We start from the raw sequence: 16,515 nt of genomic DNA, 5'->3' as shown, positions 1-16,515 counted from the left end.
CCGAGGTCTGCTCGGAGCGGTGTGTTCGAGGAGGAGAAATAGCGCGTGGACATCAGTCCGGCGCCGTGTGTACTTCGGTGTAGGTGTTGACGAGTATCGGCGGTTGCTGGCGCCTTGCGTGCGTCCTCGCGGAACTCGCGCCCTATTCGTCACCTGGAGGTGCTGTTGCTGCCGATCCGTCTGCTACAGTTGGTCGCGCGGGCAAGAAGCGCACCAAAACCTATGAACGGCCGGCACGGCCCGCTGGCGTGTACGGCACCTCCGCAGGCACGCTCTCGGAAACACAACGATAATGAAGCCATTCGAAATCGCTCTAGCACTTGCGCTACTCGCCCCCCTTTCAACCGCGCATGCGAGCGAACCGACTCGGGCAACCCAGCTTACCCCGCCCGTGGGCAACCGCATTCCCATCACTGAGAATACCTGCAGCCTCAATGACCTGGGACTCTTTAGCCCCTCTGGGCTCAGCTTCGTACCCGATGAGCAGTTGCTCGCGTTGGCCGATCGCTTCGCCATCTACCTGATCACGCAGGACTGCGAGATCGACTCGTCATTCACCACCGAAGCGGCCGGATTTTTCGTACCCCAGGGGGTGGCTTACGACGAACTCAACGATGGGTTCGCGCTTGTCGAGAGCGATTTCGACCAACTGCACTTCGTCAACCGCGACGGATCGGTCGTCGGGTGGTGCGACCTGGCAGCGATCGGCGCGACCTCCGCAACAGGGATCGCTTACCGTGCTGTCGATGATACCTTCGTCATTACCGACGAAGAGCTCGACACCGCTTTCGTGGTTGACCGCAGCGAGATCGCCGGCGGTGCCTGCGAAGTGGTCGACCTGTTCAGTCTGTCCCCGCTCTATGCCGGACACTCGTCGGGCATTACCTATGATCCGACTCGCGACGTTTTTCTAATTGCCGACGACCTCAACGATTTCATCTATCTCGCCGACGGCAACGATTTCTCACCGGCCGATCAGCTCAACACTTCCCTCGGCTTCGGCGCCAATACAATCGAAGGCCTGGCGTTCTCGCCCGCCGAGGACCGCTTATACGTCGTCGACCGTCAGAGCGGAATGCTGTTCAGGTTGGATATCAGGGGCAAGGTAGAGCCGTTGTGCGACACAGCGGCGCTCGGCTCAACAAGACCCGAAGGCCTGACCTTCATCGCCGAAACCAATGAAATCGTCTGGATCGATGGGGATCATTTCTTCCTGGCGGACGCTGAAAGCTGCGCGCTCAACAGCACTCGCGACCTATTCGGCTTTGTTTACTCGTTTTCCGTTGCCTACCTGGCCGGGTCGAAGCAACTGGCCTTCTTCGGCGGGGATCAGCTGCGCTATTTCGATCTGCAGACAGACGAGCTAACCACGGGTTGCGACTACGGTTCACTTGGGTTCTCAACTCCGAAGGGACTGGCATCGATCCCGGGATTGGAGTCTTTGCTGATCACCGATGAAAACGGGCGCGCTGGCGCAGTCCTGGACCTGGAGTGCAATCTGCTGCGCACTTTCGCGCTCAGCATTGGCGGAGTGGAGTCCGGGGTTGATGCCGCGGAAGCCGTCGCCTTCGATTCTGCTACGGGCCACGCACTCGTACTCGATAGCGGCAACGAGGGGGCTGGTGGTAGCCAGGCATTCGTTTTCGATAGCAAAGGGCAGATAGTGCTGGACTTCGACCTGGCCGGCCTGTCCATTCTCCCCAACGGCGTCACTGGGCTTGGCGATGGCGTGACCTTTGCAGTCGCGGACGAATCTGCCGACATGATCTATCGAATGACGCTACCCGCGCTGGCCGTACCGAGTGGCGTTGGGGGTAGCTTCCGCGCCAGCGGCCTCGCCGCGGAGGTCGTCCTATTCGAACGGGGCGAGGGCCGGATTACCGGCAGCATCCTCTTGCAAAATCGTGAACTGCCCGTGTACGGGCAGCGCTCGGGCAATCGCCTCTCACTGGGCTTCGACACCCCGGCAGGCATGCCCGTAGCCACTCGCGGCGTGATCTCAGCCGACCTGAACGTGATCAATACCAACGGCCCACTCGGCGTACTGCGCCGGAATGTGCCTTCGAACGAGTAGCGTTTTCGCCGGTCGCCGACCCAGCGGCGATCGCTGCCAGCTTCGGCGCCTGGGCGCTAAGCCGGCGAAAGGGATACTCTCCCGGTTGCCGAAGCAGCGTCTCGCGGCGCTTTCGCGCATCAACCGCTACTGCGCCTCGCAAGGCGGTACAGTGCCCTTCTACAATTCGGTATGAGCAACAGCGTCAGGTATCGCAGATGGCCCAGGTACCCCTCCGCCTAGGCGTGTCTTGCCGAGCCAGTCTCTGTTCGTGGGCTGCGAGCTGGCAGAAGCCTCCGAGCGATCCCCCGCATTTGCATGTTGTGCAAGCTATCGCTCCATCGATTGCAATAAGGCGCGATAGCACCTGATCCACTCGTGGCGCTCAAGGCAAAGGAGGCCACGACACGCGCAAGTGCTTTCCTCTTACCCGCCCGTGCTCAACACCGCGATACCCAACGATGGGGTGAGCTTGTTCACCAAACCGGCTAACGCTGCGAAGCATGCCACGCCCACAACAGATGCCAATCAATCGCTACGCGAGACGCCTGACGCGTTTGATGGCCCGCGTACGCATCAAGAACCCGAGCCCGGCCGCGAACAGCCACCCCGACGCCGGCAGCGGCACGGCGGTCACGGCAAGGTCATCGAAGGTTGCATTGAGGACGAACGCTCCGCTTCCGGGGGCGCCGCTTTGGTCGATCGCAATCCCCACGCCGCCAGCACCCAGCGGAGCATTGTCGTCATCGGTCACCGCGATACTGTCGAGGAGTTCTCCAGACAGGCTGAACACCTGCAGTGCGAGCAGGTTGTCAAACACGGAGAAACGCAGCTGATACGCCTCGTCATTGCTCAAACCGGCCGAGAGACTCGTCGCCAGAGTCTCAACCCCGTTCGCTTCGGTACGCGAGAGCACCAGTTCCATCGTCGAGAAGTCCACGCCGGCGGAGTAGGCTGCTCCGGTCTCTAGGTCGAGGCGAGCGAGCAGCAGGACGCGGTCCTGGGTGCCTCCCGTGGCGTTCGCCACGACATCGACAATGACGTCTGACGCGTCCACGCCAAAGGGTAGGAAGCCGATTGAAACCGCACCGCCTTGGTCGGGAGACAGATCGTCTGAGAGGGTCAAGACCCCGCCCGACACGTGGGGAGTGGAGAACTCGCCGCTCGGGAGTTCGAACACCACCGCGTCCTCCGGATCGATGGGCGCGTCAAAATCGAACTCGAGTGTGGCTGCGCCGACGGGGCTACTTAGGGCGCCCGCGAATGCCACTGCCGATGCGGTCAACACACGACGAAGTGGAAGGAGTCGGTCGTCGCGCAGCCCCCACGTGTTATCACTCACGCGCTTGGCGCTGGACAAGCTCAACTGCGTCATTCCGTCCTCCCTCTTTCGCCGTGACCAACGCCCACTTCCGCCCAATGCGGCCCCGCGCATCGAGCCGGGATCCGCCCACGGGCGAAGTGCGATGCAGTATGGATGAGTCTTTGCGCACATATTCCTTCTTCCCTGACTGTCGAGTGAGGCGGGCTGCAGCGGCCTTTCCAAGCCCTTCACTTTTTCATACGAAAACGGTCAGAAAAGCCCTGCATTTTAGTCTTGGCGAGCCTGGTTGAAGAGGCGAGGCTTACCCCACAGGCGCTAAAAGCAGCCGGGCGCTAGGTGGGTCACCGACACAGGCACACTGTTTCTGTTCCTCGGTGACTCCGGGAATTCATCCGCCGGTGGCGGCCAGCGTCATTTGTGAGGCATTTCACCCTCGGACTACGTATTCAAAAGAGGGGGCGTATCGCTCGGCGGCCCATGCTCGCGCTACAAACGATAGTAAAAGGACCGTAGGCGAATGAAACTCAAAGAAAGAGAGAACCCACCGTGTCTCCGATCAGCTGTTGCTAAAGCTGTTGGCGCGACTGCGATAGTCGCCTCGGCGCTAGTTGCAGCACCCGCGTCGGCGAGCCTGTTCCTAGTCGGCGATACCTTCACTTACGAACTCACCGTCAACGGTGAGACCGTGACCAGCGATATCGAGGTAACGGGGCTCGGGCGACAGGATCTGGGCCTTGACGCCGTCGACACCCTGGGAGGTGCTGATATCCGGACGCTGCGCTTCGATATCTTTGATTGGTCCCAAGACGAAGAAGACGCTGTCTTGGACTTCAATCTTCAACTGCTCGGTCTGGCCGTAGGATCAGACATCTCTCTGATGATCAGCGACCTCGATTGGATTGGTCTGGACGGCGAAATCGTCGATGTGTTGGGCAGCGGCACCGGCATCGACAGCGTCAGCTTCACGCAAAACTCCCTGACGTTCGAAGGTGTGGTGGACAGAGACGGGTTCTTCACCTTCGGCCCGGAAGTCGTCGTGGATTTCGAGCTCACACCGATCGGCGTACCAGAGCCCAAGACGCTGCCGATGCTTGCCCTGGGCCTCACGGGCGTCTGGTTGCTGAGGCGCTGGCGAGGGGCTAGCGATCCACCGTCAGGTTTGAGTCCGGTTCATCTGGCATAGCTATCGTCATAGGAAACTGGGCCAGTTCTCAAGGAGGCGCTTGTCCTCGAACAGCGCCTCCTCGTCTCGACGATGTGAGCACGAAGCTCGGCCACCTTCTCTGTGGACTGCGCAAGTTTGACTCCTTGCGCTTCAAGGGTTGCGGCGGCGGCAGCAAGCAACGACTCCTCTTGGAATCGCCGTGCTGCGAGAGGCCTCTACGCGACCACTGCGTTAGCCCAGCGGCTCAAGTTGCTCCTCCCTGTGCTTCTAATGCTGCGTGGAAGTCTTGTACCCCCAGTGTCCCCACGACCTGCAGCGCGTCGTTGAGGATCTCGAACATCGTATCCTGTGTGCCTCGTAGGTGGTAGAGCACCACTGCGCCGTTCTCACCGCCGCTCTCCCGATGGGGCGCGGGGTCGGCGGGACTGCGTGTGAAGCTGCCGACGGCTCGACGTTCGCGCACTTGCCCGTCGGGCTCGTGGATGACGTGCTCGCCCTGTACGACGAAGGTGTTCGTATGCGCCAGGTGACGATGCAGGAAAATCGCCTCGGGCCCGTCGAACTTGAGGATCGCATCGACCAAGCGACGTTCGCGATCCACGCTGAGCATTGCGAAGACGAAGTGTTCGAAGTCACCCAAACGATGCCAAGTGAGCGTCGCAGGATCGAAGGGTTCGGCGCTGGTCACAGTGGATACTCCTGACTATCATTTTCTCGATCCATCATAGGAGTGGCGCCGAAGGGGTTACTTGTAGAAACTCACTGCTGTAGTAAGCCAGTGTTCGCAGAGGGCAGCACTATGGGCCGCATCGCGTTGCCCCAGCATCGTCAGATCTACCTTTGGTCTACGCGCGCGTTGTGTATGGGCCCGTCGAACTCTCTCTCGTTGCGGCGGTACGGCGCTGGCGCGTTACACGTTGGGATCTACGCGCCTTTCACGATCGCCGCTCCCGGCATGGCGCCGCGTCGCGCGCGCGTTGCCTTCGTCGCGCCGAACACCGAGCACACGGTCGACTTCGGTGGGTCTGTCGATGGCAAGCTGTTTGTCGAGCGCGATAGCGCCGACTATCAGGCCCTCCTGCAGTCGTTGCCTGCAAGCCCGCAGCGGGTGATCGTTGCGGATGCGCCGGACTGGGTGACTTGCATGCACGCACTCTATGAGTCCATAGCCGGGCGCGACGCGGCGAAGGTGGCGCTGGACGAACGTCTTCGCGCCAGGAGCTTGCAATCGCTGGCTCTGGATCCAAGGGTGTGCCAGATGCTGGAGTTGATTCGGCGCGAGCCCACTCGCAACTTCCGCCAGCATGAGTTGGCGCGCCTCACGGGGCTGTCCGCATCCCGATTGCTCTACCTGTTCGGCGAACAGATGCAAATGCCCTACCGCCGCTATCGGACTTGGTACCGCCTGCTGGTGGCGCAACGGGCCCTCCATCGCTGCGACACGCTGACGCACGCCGCCCTGGAGGCAGGCTTTTCCGATAGCGCCCACTTCAGCCACAGTTTCCGCAAGGCTTATGGAGTCACGCCGGCCAAGGTGTTTCGCCGGCCGACATGCTTCGAAGTGGGGTAGGAGCCGTGGCGTGCCCGGGCGGTCGATATCACCAACGCGGCGCTGGGGCGAGTTTACGCCGAGCGGGTCAATGGAGCACCGCCGTAGCTGGAAACGTCTCTGCTGTTTAAGCTGACAAAGTAATTAGGCTTCTGAGCCCAAAGAGAAGCTGCGCGGAGGAGGCTTCTGTAGAGTCCATCCGTCGCTGCTCGATTTCCTCCTGTGAATGCCGTCGACGAGAGGTACCAACGCAAGGTGTGAGCACGCATCCCGAACGATGCCGTTGAGCGACGCTCGTTACCGCGTCTGGACGTGCTAGTCTGAGGTGTCGATGGGCACACGGTCGGGAGCCAGATTCAGGAGAGAGTCAGCTCCCCGTGACCGGGGGAACGCTCGCGCCTGCAGCACAGCGGGCGGCCGACAGGATAACGAGAACCAACGCGGCAGCGCCCCTAGCGCGAGCCGGCACTCATCCATTCGCACGCTAGGGAGGAGGCGGTCCATGGCCTTTCCCGAGTCCCAAGGACTACACCGACGGCCCCTAACTGCTTGGGTTGTCCGACTTGCAATTGCGCTCATGGCACTGGGTGGCGCCAACCCCACCTTCGCCCAGGCCAGCTTCGTCAACTTCGAGTCCGGCCAGGTCCGGCCGATGGCCTTGTCCTCGGACAGGAACCGCCTGTTCGTGGCCAACACGCCGGACAATCGCCTTGAGGTTTTCGCTGTCACGCCAGCAGCCCTGGTTCACGTGGCCAGCGTACCTGTCGGTATGGAACCGGTGGCCGTGGCCGCGCGCAGCGCGACCGAAGTGTGGGTGGTCAACCATCTTTCTGACTCCATCAGCATCGTCGACCTGTCCTTCGCGGACCGCATCCCCCGGGTGGTGGATACGCTGCTGGTGGGGGACGAGCCGCGGGACATCGTGTTTGCGGGGGCTAACGGCGATCGCGCCTTCATCACCACCGCCCACCGCGGCCAGCACTCACCGTCGACCTTCGATGCGCTGGCGAGCGAAGGTCGAACGGACGTCTGGGTGTTCGATGCCAACGATCGTGGCGCGCCTCCAATCGTGGTGCAGATGTTCGGGGACACGCCGCGTCCCTTAGCGGCGTCGCTGGACGGCACTCGCGTCTACGTGGGCGTCTTCCATTCGGGCAACAAGACCAGCGTGCTCCACCGCGACACGGTGCAGGGCCTGATCGGCGATCCGCAAGAAAATGTGGACGGCGAGCCGGCGCCGCTCGACATCAGCTTGATCGTGCAGGCCGACGAGCAGAACCGCTGGTTCGACGGCAACGGGGTGGAATGGACGCCGAGCGTGCGCATGACCCTGCCGGACTACGACGTCTTCGTGCTCGACGCCGCCGCTGAGACGCCGGCGGTGATCGACCGCATCAGCGGCGTGGGCACCACGCTGTTCAACATGGTGGTGAGCCCGAGCGGCGGTGCGCTGTTCGTGAGCAACCTCGACGCACGCAACATCGTGCGCTTCGAGGGCTCCGGGGAGTTCTCTCCCACCACCGTGCGCGGTCACTTCATCGAGAATCGCATCACCGTTATCGATCTCGATAGCGGCAATGCCGTACTGCCTCGCCACCTGAATAAGCACATCGACTACGACCGCATCCTCGGTACGCCCGAGGAGAACGCGGCCAGCCTGGCGACTCCCCTCCAGATGGTGCTGAACCCGGCCGGCGACCGGCTCTACGTCGCAGCTTTCGGGTCGGCGAAGATCGGCATCTTCAACACGGGCGAGCTCATCGCCGACACCTTCACGCCGGATCCCGCCAACCACGTCGAGCTGAGCGGTGGCGGCCCGAGTGGCATGGTGCTCGACGAGCAGCGCAACCGCCTCTATGTGCTTACGCGCTTCAACAACAGCATCTCTGTGGTGGATCTGGACAGCGCGACGGAGATTGGTGCGGTCTCCCTGTACAGCCCAGAACCCGCGGTGGTCACCGACGGTCGGCGTTTCCTCTACGATGCGCGCCACACCTCCTCTCGCGGCGATTCCTCCTGTGCCGGCTGCCATATCTTCGGCGACCTGGATCACCTGGCCTGGGATCTCGGCGATCCGGACGGCAGTGTGCTGGAGAACTTGAATCCGCTGATGCGGCAGGTGCCGCCTGGTACGGCGCGCGACTTCCATCCGATGAAGGGGCCGATGGCCACGCAGAGCCTGCGCGGTCTGAACAACCAGGGTCCCATGCATTGGCGCGGGGATCGCTCCGGTGCCAATGACCCCGAGGGGCAGGATTTTCTCGATGAAGAGGCCGCGTTTCGTGCCTTCAATGGATCCTTCGCCGCGCTGCTCGGGCGCGAGACTGTGCTGGCGCCGAACGAGATGCAGGCCTTCGCCGAGTTCGCCCTCACGATCCACTACCCGCCGAACCCCGTACGCACCCTCAACAACCAGCTAACGCCTGTGCAGCAGCGCGGCTTCGACGCCTTTCTCTCGGTGGTGTCGAGCGAGCCCTTCACCTGCAACGACTGCCACGTGGTGGACGTCGCAGCCGGCAAGTTCGGCACCAATGGCTTCTCGGTCATCGATCTCGAAGGCCCCCTCGTCATTCAGCCGTTGAAGATCCCTCACATTCGCAACCTGTACACGAAGGTGGGCTTCTTCGGTCGCTCGCGCGGCGTGGATGATCAGGATTTTCCGATGCTGGGCGAGCAAATCCGCGGCTTTGGCTTTACCCACGACGGCGCCTGGGACACGTTGTTGAACTTCCTCCAGGACTTCACTCTCGATGACGATGCTCAGCGTCGCGAGGTGGTGAGCTTTCTGATGGCGGCAGACGCCGAGCTGCTCCCCGTGGTCGGTCAGCAGGTCACCTTGCGCCAGGGCAACATCGGCCGGGTGCGGAGCCAGCTGGTGAGCTTGCTGCAGCAGGCGGCGGTGACGTCGCCGCGTCCCGCGTGTGACTTGATCGTTAAGGGCAGTTGGGGAGGTGCGGCGCGAGGGGCAGTGCGAGACGCCAGCGGCCAGTTCCGCACAGACCGAGCCAGCGATGGAACGCTATCGATTCGTTCACTATTGGAAATTAGTCAGCGCCCCGGTCAATCGCTTACCTTTACCTGCGTGCCGCCCGGGAGCGGTGAGCGCATGGGGATCGACCGCGATGAAGACGGTATCCTCGATGGCGATGAGATCGATTAGCTCACCCAGTATCGCCCGGCGTGGTGGTGCTTCAGCGCCGACGCGGTGAATTCCTGCGTGCAGCGCTTGACGTGAAGCTATCCTGCTGGCGCACAAGGCTCTTGCAGATGATGGCCCTGACCTCACGGCGACGGCATCGACGACCTGCTGCTCGCGGCCTACGATGCGCCCTTCCGCGACGATGACACCCGCGAGGGCGAGATCTACCTAGTCTTCGGCACTCGGTTCCCTGTTACAGCTGAGGGCATTTATCGGCGGGGACTGCCGAGGCAGCGCCGTACTGATCGAGGCCCAAGGCCTTACTGGCCTCGGCCTCACGGCGGCCATCGTAGGAACTGCTCCCGGAAGCGATGTGATTGAAATCGAAGGCTGCGGTCAAGTGATCACAGAGCTCTCCAGTCCGTTCCTGGTGGATCAGCGCAACGCCTTGCCTAACGGTAAGGTTGACTTCGTGATCGACCGCACACCCGAGCGACTATGTGGGTTCTCGCTGCAGGTGGTGGATCTAACCACTTGCGTCGCAACCAACGTGATCACTGCCCCAGAGCAGCCCTAGCGCCGAGTCCGGTGGGTTCGTTGAGGAAGTTGCACCGGGCCTCCTGGGGACGGTGCGGCGACGAGTGTGGTAGGCGAGGAGAGCTTTGCCGCTTGCCGCGAGAGCGGCCGGGTCAGCGCGGGGCGTCCTGTGTAAGGGACACGTCCGACGTTTGATCAACCAGCGTGTTTGAATCCCCTGGCTTTGGGGACGCCACCTGGCGTAGGAAGCGAGATAGTTCATGAAGAGGAGCGGAGTCCTCGAACAGCGCCTCTTTGTTGGCGACGATACAGCCTTCAAGTTCGGCCAGTTTTTCCTCTGACCGTGCGAGTTCCACTGCTTTTGCTTCAAGGGCTTCGGCGTCAATAGCCACCAGCTCGTCCATGCCGAGCATCGCAAGGCACGCGGACGTGTGGTTGGCTCTCATCGTGTGCCCCTTCACGGTGAGCACCACCCGGCCGCATGCCAATGCCTCCATCGTCGAGTTGAATCCTGACCAGTGCAGCGAGTCGAGCACGATATCGACTTGCTTGTTCAGTGACAGGAACGCTCCATGGTCCAAGCGATCGAGGACAGTTACGTAGTCCTCGAAGGACAGCCCTTGCGCGGAGAACGCCGTCGCTAGGCGCTTTGAGAACTCTATCTTCTGATACTCACCTAGCGCTGCGATAAAGTAGAACTGGCAAGTACCTAGCGCCTTAGCGATGTTTGCAAACACTCGGTCGTTTTCCGGAAGTAACTTAAAGAGACTCTGCGAGCAGAGAAACGTTACCCCGTCGCCCCGCTGTGGTAACTCCAGCTCCCGCTCGCCTGCGTCATCTATATGCGGCTGCGGATAGCTCACCGAGAGGCTCGGCAAGGTGATGAGTGTCTCGCTGTACGATCGCGCGGCGTCTTCCGCCTCCATCAACTCGCTCGAGAGGTAGTAGTCGATACTCGCCAAGCCGGAGGTGATGGGGTGGCCCCAAGTGGTGCATTGCACCGGTGCCAGCTGCAGGGGGGCCACCACATTGAGGAGGGGCGTCATCCCGATATCCAAGTAGATGAGTACATCGAGCTTGCCTTTATCGATTCGGTGAATGACCTCATCTGCCGCGACTCCCCCCAGCATCTCGAAAGCAGTGCAATGCTCGCGAATGCTCTGCGTGGTCGAGTCGACAATCGTCCCCAGGTAGAAGACGCTTACCTCGAACTGATCCGCGTGCAACCACCTTATCCAGCTGGCATGGCTCTTTGCGACGGAGTGCTTGCGAAAGAAGGAAGAGACGAAGCCCACGCGAATGGGCTCATTTGAGGGTCGCGGCCTGAGGTCTCGGCGTCGAGCATGCGCCGGGTAGCGCTTGTGGGCGACTTTGGTCAACACCCGACCGTAGTCAGTTTGGTCCTGCAACGTCAGACGGTCGAGATAGTGAGCAAAGAAGTTTGTCGCGCTACTGACCGCCTCGACGGCTTCGTCCACGCCCCGCCTGCTTTGGAGCCGGAGCGCTTTGTCGAACCGCTTCAGCTCTGCACGCCATCGCCCATGGTGCTCTTGCACTTGTGCTTCGTTCTGGAACACCAATGGGAAGGTGTGCATCTTTAGCCAACGAGACTTCAGTCGCCCGGGCGACAACTCAATTGCGCGATCCAATACTGCCGTCGCTTTCGAGGGCTGATTTCGGACTCGACACAGCTCCCCGTAGTGCTCCAAGACTTCCGGGTTGTTGGGGAGCATCTCCTGCGCGGCGCACGCGTATTGCAACGCCTCGTCAATCTCGTCTCTGGCATGAAGCTGCACGGCGAGATTGTGGTGCGCCTGAGCGAAGGTAGGTGCAGTCTCGATCGCCTTGCGCAGCAGCTTGACAGCTGCCTGAGAATCTCCCGCGGCGCCGAGGGTAACCGCCAGGCCGTTGATGGCCACCACGTAGCTCTGATCGAGAGCTAACGCTTTTCGATAGCTGGCCTGTGCACCATCGTGCTCACCGGCATCGTGCAGCGCGGCGCCAAGGTTGGCGTGCACCGCCGGCATGTCTGCCCGCAGGCGTGCAGCTCTTCGCAGCAGTGCGATCGCATCCTCGTGGTTTTGGAGTTCGCGCTCGACGATGCCTGCCAGGTGCAGTGCGTCCGCATTGTTCGGCGTGTGCTTGAGCTGCTTCGCCAGCAACTTCCTGGCGCTGGCGAGCTTGCCTGCTCGGTAGGCCTTCACCGCCTGAGAAAATTTGCTCGGACGAGCCGCACTCACGGGAGACTCGCTTCGCCACAGGTGTCGCCGAGGCGATTGAGCAGGTCGATCGTTGGGGATGTGTCACGCACGCCCGCGATGGCGGCAACATCGATAGTAGCGTTGTCGCATGTACCTTCCATCAACACCACGCTGGCCGGTCCGGGCGCGCGGCGATGAGTGACGACGCCGTGAGCGCAGCCGGACCTTCTGGGTTCGCGACGGTTAGCCTATCCAGCAGACGCGCCGACACCGGTGTGGCGGGCCGTTGATGCCACCCGTGCGCGCACGCTGCGATGCCACTTTCGTCTTGTCAGCCACACCGCGCCGATGCCAAGCGTAAGTATGGAAAGGGATTTAGGCTCGGGTATGGCCATTGCGGCAATCTCGAAGTTTACCAGTGCGTTTGGGCTAAACCTGACGAGATTAGGACTCGCGCTGATGCCAGAGAACGTCACCGAGTCGCTGGTGAAAGCGAAGTCACTCACGCCCACACCGTCAACATTGAGGAGGCCGCTGATTTCCCCGTCGAGGCCTATCCAGTCGAGATCACTGAGTGTTAGCGAGATGCTTGTCCCGACGGCGATGCCAGTCAGTTGGAGATTGAAATCGAAGAACGCATCAGTGGCCGAAGGGCCTGCTCCGAAGAAGAGCCTCGACCCGATCACCTCTCCACCGCCGACGCTGACACCATCCAGGCCGCCAGTAACAGTGCCGTAGCCGGCGAGCTCGATGTCGCTGGTGACGGTCTCGCCGCCTATCGTGAGTTCGGCGGAAATCGTGTCGCCGAACAGGAATACGCTTGCTGAGGCGGGCAGAGCGATCAGTCCCGCGGCAGTCGCACCGATGGCGTTAGCGACGGCTGATCGAAGCCCGTTGGATCGGGTGTTCTTTTTTATCATTGGCTTACGTCCTTGTCGGGATCTCCGATGAATCGCGCTCGGTGCAGCATGAAGCGCTCCACTTACTACATACGAAAATGGGACGGAATCCCCCTCAACAAGCTCTACCCTTAAGACGGGCTGGTTGCCAGCATCTCCTCAGCTTCGCAGTCCAGGGCGTACGAGGATCGCCTCAGTTGAGGCACGCCTGCGTGATGGCAGTCCTCGCAATCATGGGGTTTTCGTACCGGGAGACCGTGGTCGTAGGGAGATCTGTGACCACACCTTGCCTGCCAGCCAAGCCCGCGCCCTCCTAGGCGCGTCACAGAGTCACAAAAATCACAGTTTGACTTTTCTGTGACTTTAGCGCTAGCTTACCGCTGTCACTCCCGTTCTGAGTGGGCACGCCCATGCACTGGTTCTCTATCCTCCTGGCTGAACTGAACGATCATCTCGGCCAAGCGTCGATACGCGTGCTCGACGCCTGCTTGGAAGTGGCCGGGCTGCCGCAAGAAGGCGCTCCCAGCCTCAGCATCCCGAAGGATCAGGTGCTAGCACGCCTGGCGACCGTGGAAGGCAAGCCCCTCGATGCCACCGCGTTTCGCAAGCGCCTGCAGAAGATCAACAAGGCGACCAAAGACGAGATCCCATTGCCGGACGGCGAACCTCCTTTTCGGGTGAGGTCCACGAAGGGTCGGATCATCATCGAGCTGGGCGCCGGTGCCGCCTTTCATGCACAGCAGGCGCAAAGTCGTCGCTTAGCTATCGAGTCCACGCGGGCCGATGTGAGCAACCTCACGCCAACCCCCCAGGCACCGTACGTGGACGGGCACCAAGTGTTCATCTCCTACGGGTGGGAGAACGACGAGGTCACCGAGGTGTTCGATGGCTTCATCGATAGCCTCGCCCGTAAGCTGCAGCATCCGCCGATTAAATTTGCTAGCTTACCGCCTGTAGCGCTGTGGGTGGATAAATCGCGCGTGCACGGTCGCAGCGAGAGTTTTGATGACCAGACCCTGCCCGCATGCCGGGGCTCCGACGTCGCCGTCTTCATGCTTAGCAACAAGTGGCACGCGAGCTCGAGCTGTCGCGCCGAAGCCGCCGTCTTCGAGCGCGACGGCCAAGTTGAGCGCGAACGAGTGATCTGCATCCAGCTGTGCGATGACCCGCACGACAACCCAGCCCCCTACGACAAGACCCCGACGTATCCTGAGCTGTGGCGACCCGATGTGCGGACGCTGCTGCGCGTCTGGGCCCTTGAGGACGCGGCGGACCGAGACGAGTTCGTCGGCCGTATCGCCAAGGAGATTCTCGAGGCGCTCACCCAGCTGCCTCCAACGCCCCCCAGCCCCGGAGGCCACGAGACGGCGGAGCGCGATGCTCATGACCGTGATGGGCATAGGCGCCGTGAGCTCGCCGGCACCCACTGGCATGACGAGCAGGTGCGGCGTAAGAACGTGCAGGTGCCGCACGCGAGCGAGAGCGACGCTGACGACGTCATCAAGATCATCCCCCTCTTGCAGGACTGGGTCTGCACGGACGAGAGCCGCAACCGCGTCGTCGCGCTGCTTGGCAGCTTCGGTGCGGGCAAAACGACAACAGCCCAGGCCCTAGCCACCCGCCTTGTCGAACTGGACCCGAACGACTCGTCGACGCCGTTGCCCGTCTACCTCGATATGCGGCGGCTGATCGAGGTGTTCGACACGGATCGCAAAGACCCGCTACCCCTTGCTGAGCTGATCACGCGCAGCCTGCACCAGGACGTGCGAGCCAACCTGGACGCTCAGTCCTTGCTCAACATGTTGCGCACGCAGCGTTCGCTAGTCATCGTGGATGGGCTCGACGAGGTGGGGACACGCGTAGGCGTGGAACGCGCTGGCGCGTTGTTTCGCCAGCTTCTCGAAATCGTCCCCGGCTCGGCCTGGACGCGCGACCTGCGCAACGATGGCGCCGACTGGGCGGCGTGCCCAACCCGCTTGATGGTCACCTGCCGCACGCACTTCTTCCGCAATCATGTCGAGGAACTGTCGACGTTGCGGGGGCAAGACCGGGCTCACCCGGCGGTGAATCGCCGAGGCACGGTCAAGACCTACTACATGGCGCCGTTCAGCCCCGATCAGGTAGAGGGCTTTCTGAAGTCGGCGTTGAGTGAAGCGGATAGCGATAATGCGCTCTCCAAAATTCGCCGCAACGAGCAGCTCGCAGCCCTTGTACGTCGGCCGATCATGACGCGCTTCATCGCCGAGGTGTCGCAGGATCTACACGAGGATGTCGATAGGGGCGCTGCGATCAATGGCGCCCGAATCTACCACCATATCTTCGCACGTGCCTTAGCGCGGGACGCCGACAAGCGACCGTTGCTCACCACCGGCGATCGCGAGCAGCTGTTGTGCGCGTTGGCGCTGGAGTTGTGGCAGCAACGAAAGCCGGTGATGAATGCCGATGAGCTAGAGCGCTGGTTCGATGCCTACGCGGCCAAGCACCAGGGCATCACTGCGATCATGCGCTCTGAGGCGTGGGCGAGAGGAAGCCTGCAGACGGAGTTACGCAACGCAAGCTTACTCGTACGCGAACGAGGCGACGGGTTCGCCTTCGTGCATACCTCGTTCCAAGAGTACTTCCTGGCCAAGGCGATCAGCGACGCGATGCTATCCGATCGACTCGGTGAGCTTGGTGCGATGCCGGACGTTAGCAACGAAACGGTTGGGTTTCTGGTGGAGATGAACGCCGATCAGATTGAGCGTCTAGCGGCTGCAACAGGGAGCCTGTGGTCGCCATCACAGCAGGTGGCGACGCGGGCCTTCGCGATGCGCGTAACGAAGGCGCTTATGCTAGCGGGCCATCGCGCCTGCGTGCCAGACGATGCAGAGCTGTCGGCGCTTGATTTGCGCGACTTCTGGCCTGTGTTGGCGCAACAGCAGCGGCGATTTCAGGGGGTCAACTTCAGTCACTCTAACCTGCGGGACACGAATTTCTCGCGCGCTCACTTCAGCGGCTGCGTATTCGAAGGCACGCAGTTGGCGGGGAGTCGCTTCCAGGGTTGCGAGTTGTTGGACTGTCGAGGTGAGCCACGTGGTCTGCTAACGGCACGGGGCACTGATCTCTCGCTCGGCCCCGATTCGCCGCTGGCGCGGCTGGGTATCCGAGTCGAGGCAGCGGATGTGCCGCACGCTAGTGGCCGTAGGCGGCTGACGGCGCCCGGTTGGCACACGTCCAGCGTTCTCAATGCCCGCCTCAGCCCCGACGGCACCCAGATCCTCACGGCCTCTTATGATGGCACCGCGCGCCTGTGGGACGCTCGCTCGGGCGATGAACTTCGCCGCTTCGAAGGCCACGGTAGCGTAGTCACTTCAGGGGTGTTCAGCCCCGACGGCACCCGGATCCTCACGGCCTCTTATGACGGCACAGCACGCTTGTGGGACGCTCGCTCGGGCGATGAGCTTTGCCGCTTCGAAGGCCACGGTGACTGGGTTTGCTCAGGGGTGTCCGGCCCCGACGGCGCCCGGATCCTCACGGCCTCTTATGACGGCACAGCACGCTTGTGGGACGCTCGCTCGGGCGATGAGCTTCGCCGCTTCGAAGGCCACGGTAGCGTAGTCACCTCCGGAGTGTTCAGCCCCGACGGCACCCGGATCCTCACGGCCTCTG

Annotated in this window: 11 protein-coding genes; 6 read left to right on the top strand and 5 right to left on the bottom strand. The window is 62.0% G+C overall.

Features of this window, described 5'->3' with window-relative positions:
- Nucleotides 1–292 precede the first annotated feature (292 nt).
- Nucleotides 293–2,074, top strand: a complete 1,782-nt coding sequence (locus AAGA68_21125; GenBank protein ID MEM9387569.1) for an SdiA-regulated domain-containing protein — start codon at nucleotides 293–295, stop codon at nucleotides 2,072–2,074.
- Between the two features lie 514 nt (nucleotides 2,075–2,588).
- On the opposite strand, the gene AAGA68_21120 is transcribed toward AAGA68_21125, so the two are convergent.
- Nucleotides 2,589–3,428, bottom strand: coding sequence for a hypothetical protein (locus tag AAGA68_21120; GenBank protein MEM9387568.1), 840 nt, complete (start codon nucleotides 3,426–3,428; stop codon nucleotides 2,589–2,591).
- Between the two features lie 466 nt (nucleotides 3,429–3,894).
- On the opposite strand from AAGA68_21120, the gene AAGA68_21115 reads away from it, so the two are divergent.
- A complete protein-coding gene (locus AAGA68_21115) occupies nucleotides 3,895–4,560 on the top strand; it encodes a PEP-CTERM sorting domain-containing protein (protein ID MEM9387567.1) in 666 nt (221 codons plus the stop codon).
- A gap of 226 nt (nucleotides 4,561–4,786) precedes the next feature.
- Here the strand turns inward: AAGA68_21115 and AAGA68_21110 are convergent, their stop codons facing one another.
- Nucleotides 4,787–5,230 (bottom strand): regulator, encoded by a 444-nt coding sequence (locus AAGA68_21110; GenBank protein ID MEM9387566.1) that lies wholly within the window; start codon nucleotides 5,228–5,230, stop codon nucleotides 4,787–4,789.
- A gap of 267 nt (nucleotides 5,231–5,497) precedes the next feature.
- Here AAGA68_21110 and AAGA68_21105 point away from each other — a divergent pair, with 267 nt between their 5' ends.
- From AAGA68_21105 to AAGA68_21095, 3 genes are all read left to right on the top strand, one after another.
- Complete coding sequence (locus tag AAGA68_21105; protein ID MEM9387565.1) at nucleotides 5,498–6,112, top strand: AraC family transcriptional regulator; 615 nt, start codon at nucleotides 5,498–5,500, stop codon at nucleotides 6,110–6,112.
- Nucleotides 6,113–6,593: 481 nt separating this feature from the next.
- Nucleotides 6,594–9,251, top strand: coding sequence for a hypothetical protein (locus AAGA68_21100; GenBank protein ID MEM9387564.1), 2,658 nt, complete (start codon nucleotides 6,594–6,596; stop codon nucleotides 9,249–9,251).
- 352 nt (nucleotides 9,252–9,603) lie between these two features.
- On the top strand, nucleotides 9,604–9,807 hold the full coding sequence (locus AAGA68_21095; protein ID MEM9387563.1) for a hypothetical protein: 204 nt from the start codon (nucleotides 9,604–9,606) through the stop codon (nucleotides 9,805–9,807).
- A gap of 112 nt (nucleotides 9,808–9,919) precedes the next feature.
- Here the strand turns inward: AAGA68_21095 and AAGA68_21090 are convergent, their stop codons facing one another.
- The 3 genes from AAGA68_21090 to AAGA68_21080 all read right to left on the bottom strand — a co-directional run bounded on the left by AAGA68_21090 (nucleotide 9,920) and on the right by AAGA68_21080 (nucleotide 12,888).
- The gene (locus AAGA68_21090) at nucleotides 9,920–12,007 is read right to left on the bottom strand and encodes a tetratricopeptide repeat protein (GenBank protein ID MEM9387562.1); all 2,088 of its coding nucleotides are present in this window, start codon (nucleotides 12,005–12,007) and stop codon (nucleotides 9,920–9,922) included.
- Nucleotides 12,004–12,129, bottom strand: a complete 126-nt coding sequence (locus AAGA68_21085; protein ID MEM9387561.1) for a hypothetical protein — start codon at nucleotides 12,127–12,129, stop codon at nucleotides 12,004–12,006. The genes AAGA68_21090 and AAGA68_21085 overlap by 4 nt, the downstream gene beginning before the upstream one ends.
- Nucleotides 12,130–12,216: 87 nt before the next feature.
- Nucleotides 12,217–12,888: a hypothetical protein gene (locus tag AAGA68_21080; GenBank protein ID MEM9387560.1), complete on the bottom strand. Its 672-nt coding sequence runs from the start codon at nucleotides 12,886–12,888 to the stop codon at nucleotides 12,217–12,219.
- Nucleotides 12,889–13,277: 389 nt separating this feature from the next.
- On the opposite strand from AAGA68_21080, the gene AAGA68_21075 reads away from it, so the two are divergent.
- On the top strand, nucleotides 13,278–16,515 hold a 3,238-nt coding region (locus AAGA68_21075; GenBank protein MEM9387559.1), incomplete at its 3' end, for a pentapeptide repeat-containing protein.

This window comes from Pseudomonadota bacterium (assembly GCA_039193195.1).
Taxonomy (GTDB): domain Bacteria; phylum Pseudomonadota; class Gammaproteobacteria; order Steroidobacterales; family JBCBZW01; genus JBCBZW01.
This window is presented reverse-complemented; position numbering and strand designations above follow the sequence as displayed.